Source organism: Chamaesiphon sp. OTE_20_metabat_361 (assembly GCF_031364565.1).
The window spans coordinates 1-3561 of the sequence record NZ_JANLWO010000275.1 but is presented as its reverse complement, the minus strand read 5'-3'; the positions used below and the strand labels follow the sequence as shown (position 1 = coordinate 3561).

The following is a 3561-nucleotide window of genomic DNA, read 5'->3' as shown; positions in this document are numbered from 1 at the left end:
GGCGGGTGGTGACAAATGGGATGAGTCAGTACGAGCGCAGCGGTAAGAATGCCAATAGTGGCATCGTCGTGGGCATTACACCCGAGGATTATCCCGGTAGCCCGATTGCTGGGATTGAGTTTCAGCGACGGCTAGAAGAGAAGGCATTTGCGCTCGGTGGTGGCACGTATGAGGCTCCAGGACAACTGGTAGGTGACTTTTTGGCTGCACAAGCCTCTACCCAATTAGGATCTGTCAAACCTTCATATAAACCCGGTGTTCACCTGTGCGATCTGAGTTCGAGTCTACCAGATTACGCGATCGAGGCAATTCGGGAAGCGATTCCAGCTTTTGACAAGCAGCTCGATGGTTTTGCCATGCACGACGCGGTGCTGACAGGAGTCGAAACCCGCACTTCGTCGCCGATTTGTATCAAGCGCGGGGATGACTATCAAAGCCTGAATACCAAGGGTTTATATCCCGCTGGCGAAGGGGCTGGCTATGCTGGGGGTATTCTCTCAGCAGGGGTGGATGGGATTAAGGTCGCTGAAGCTGTTGCTTTGAGTATTCAGAAACAGTTAATTTCCTAACCAGTAAACCGTCCCTCAAAATTTTCATAATTCTACTAACAGCAATAAATTCTCTTCCTCGCTCGTTATGCTAGATCGTATTACCGATCGCAATCCCAATCCTCCCATCACCTATGTCTACGCAGGATTGTGTCCCCACAGTGGCAAAATATTAAAATTACCACGTACTCATGAAGCAGAACAGATCGCCCGTAATTTGATGGTAGAAATGGCACGGGAAGAAGATATATATGCCCGCGAAGGTAAGATGTATGGGGTGTTATTGGTAGAAACAACTACAGGGGAATATTACTCGATTCAAGCTTTTTCAGGATTATTAAATGGTGAGGTGGTGGTGGGTGGGTGGGTACCGCCAATTCCGGGGCGCGATCGAGTGGCGATCTCGGAAGCTGCTACACTAGCGGATCTAGCCGCGATGAAACAAGAATTAATCGCATTAGATCGCATCCCAGCGCGAGAACACTATCGATTATTAACAGCGGAATTTGCAGCTAAATTAGAGAAATTATCGATCGAGCATCGTCAGCGCAAGGCATTTCGACAGCAACAGCGACAACAGGAATCTACTCTTAGCGGCTTGGCAGTAACAGCAGCCTTAGACGAACTCACCGCTCAAAGCCGCCAGGACGGACGCGAACGCCGTCAACTCAAACAAGCGCGCGATGCAGTTTTACAGCCGCTACAGGAGCTTTTAAACAGGACTGACGATCGAATTCGCGAACTCAAGCAACTACGCAAAATTCGATCGCGCGAACTTCAGACACAGATGCACGATGCTTATCGGTTGATGAACTTTTTGGGCACATCTAGCTCGTTGCGAGAATTGATGCCAGCAGGTATTCCGACAGGAACTGGCGATTGTTGTGCGCCGAAGTTGCTGCATTATGCCGCCAGTCAAGGGTTGAAACCGATCGCAATGGCGGAGTTTTGGTGGGGAGGTGCGGGAGACGGGGAGACGGGGGGACTGGGGGATGAGGAGACGGGGAGAAGAATTCAGGGGGAGTTTTATGGGGCTTGTGTGGAGCGGTGTCAGCCGCTGATGGGGTTCATGTTGGCGGGGTTGTCGCCGCAACCGTCAGAGTTGGATTTACCGATTATTTATGAAGATGAATATCTAATTGCTGTTGATAAACCTGCCGGACTATTATCTGTACCTGGACGGACGATCGATCTACAGGATAGCGTGCTGACTCGATTGCGGGAATTATATCCCGAAATTTATAGCGTTCATCGACTCGATCGAGATACGTCGGGGATACTATTACTCGCGCGGGATAAATTGACTTACCGACATCTGAGTCAGCAATTTGAGGCGCGACAAACGCACAAGGTTTATGAGGCGATTTTAGGTGGCAGGATTGGATTAGAAAAAGGCTCGATCGGTCTACCATTATGGGGCGATCCGCTCGATCGACCGCGCCAAAAGGTAGACTTTAGTTTGGGTAAACCTAGTTTGACAAAGTTTCAGGAAGTGGGGCAAATCGATGGCTACACGCGGATTGAGTTTATGCCTGTGACTGGTCGATCGCATCAGTTACGCGTCCATGCAGCCGATGCTCGTGGGCTCGGTGTGTGTATTTTAGGCGATCGACTCTATGGTTGTCAGGCGAATGTAGAAAGATTGCATCTCCATGCGCGAGAACTGAGTTTTATACATCCAGATACATTAGAACGAATTTCGATTCAAACTCAGTGCCCATTTTAGATCTGGCGGATGGGATCGATCGAGATAAAATACAGATATAGTGACGCTGACTAAAGTAAGAACTTGTGAAGGTGTCTAGAGAATCAATCGTTATTAGCCACTATGACACAAGCCAGAGAACCAGACGATACAGATCTAATTAGATCGCTCCGAAGACTGGATAGAAGAGTGAGTAGACTTGAAGACACTCAGGTGACTTGGAGAGAATTAAATGACTCTTTTAATCGCGTCTATGAGGAAATCGACGCACTGGAAGAAAACATGAATAGACGGTTTGACGAGCAAAGCCAGAAACAAGACGAACAAAATCGGAAAATCGATATTATCTTACGGCATATCACCGGACAGGGCAACTCTTAGCTTCAAATGCTCATATCTTACGAGATTCCCGACTTCTTCGAGAAGTCGGGAATCTCCTCCACCATCTAACCCTCCCCTTTACCCTCTACCCTCTACCCTCTATTCCCTACTCCCTATCCCCTAACTCTGCTAGAGTAAGATCTGAGAAATTTAAGTGTTGTAAACCTAGCATGGCAGAAACTCTATTTTTTAATGCCCTCCGTGCCGCGATCGATGAAGAGATGGCGCGGGATTCAGCAGTCATGGTGATGGGTGAAGATGTCGGACACTACGGCGGTTCGTACAAAGTCACCAAAGACCTCTATAAGAAGTATGGAGACATGCGGGTACTAGATACCCCGATCGCCGAAAATAGTTTTACGGGGATGGCTGTAGGGGCTGCCATGACCGGACTGCGACCGATTATTGAAGGGATGAACATGGGGTTTTTGCTCCTTGCCTTCAACCAGATTTCTAATAATGCGGGGATGTTGCGCTACACCTCTGGTGGTAATTTTACAATTCCGTTGGTAATTCGCGGCCCTGGTGGTGTGGGCAAACAACTAGGTGCCGAGCACTCCCAAAGATTAGAAGCGTACTTCCAAGCCGTACCCGGTCTGAAAATCGTGGCTTGTTCGACTCCTTACAACGCCAAAGGTCTACTCAAAGCCGCCATTCGCGATGACAACCCGGTGTTGTTTTTTGAGCATGTACTGCTCTATAACCTCAAAGAAGATCTGCCAGATACCGACTATGTCTGTGCTCTTGATAAAGCTGAAGTGGTGCGATCGGGCAAGGATGTCACAATTTTGACCTATTCTCGAATGCGCTATCACGTCTTACAAGCCGTGGCGATCTTAGAAAAAGCAGGCTACGATCCGGAAGTGATCGACTTGATCTCGCTCAAGCCACTGGATATGGAAACTATCTCGGCTTCGATCAAAAAGA

4 protein-coding genes are annotated in these 3561 nt (G+C 48.5%); all 4 read left to right on the top strand.

Going from position 1 to position 3561, the window contains the following annotated elements; translation table 11 throughout:
* Positions 1 to 569: NAD(P)/FAD-dependent oxidoreductase (locus RMO35_RS07955; RefSeq protein WP_396135627.1), on the top strand; the 569-nt coding region annotated here is incomplete at its 5' end.
* Between the two features lie 67 nt (positions 570 to 636).
* Entirely contained in the window at positions 637 to 2274 is a 1638-nt protein-coding gene (locus RMO35_RS07950; protein ID WP_309740044.1) for a pseudouridine synthase, read from the top strand.
* Between the two features lie 102 nt (positions 2275 to 2376).
* On the top strand, positions 2377 to 2634 hold the full coding sequence (locus RMO35_RS07945) for a hypothetical protein (protein WP_309740042.1): 258 nt from the start codon (positions 2377 to 2379) through the stop codon (positions 2632 to 2634).
* 170 nt (positions 2635 to 2804) lie between these two features.
* Positions 2805 to 3561, top strand: a 757-nt coding sequence (locus tag RMO35_RS07940; protein ID WP_309740039.1) for a transketolase C-terminal domain-containing protein, incomplete at its 3' end; no start/stop codon positions are given.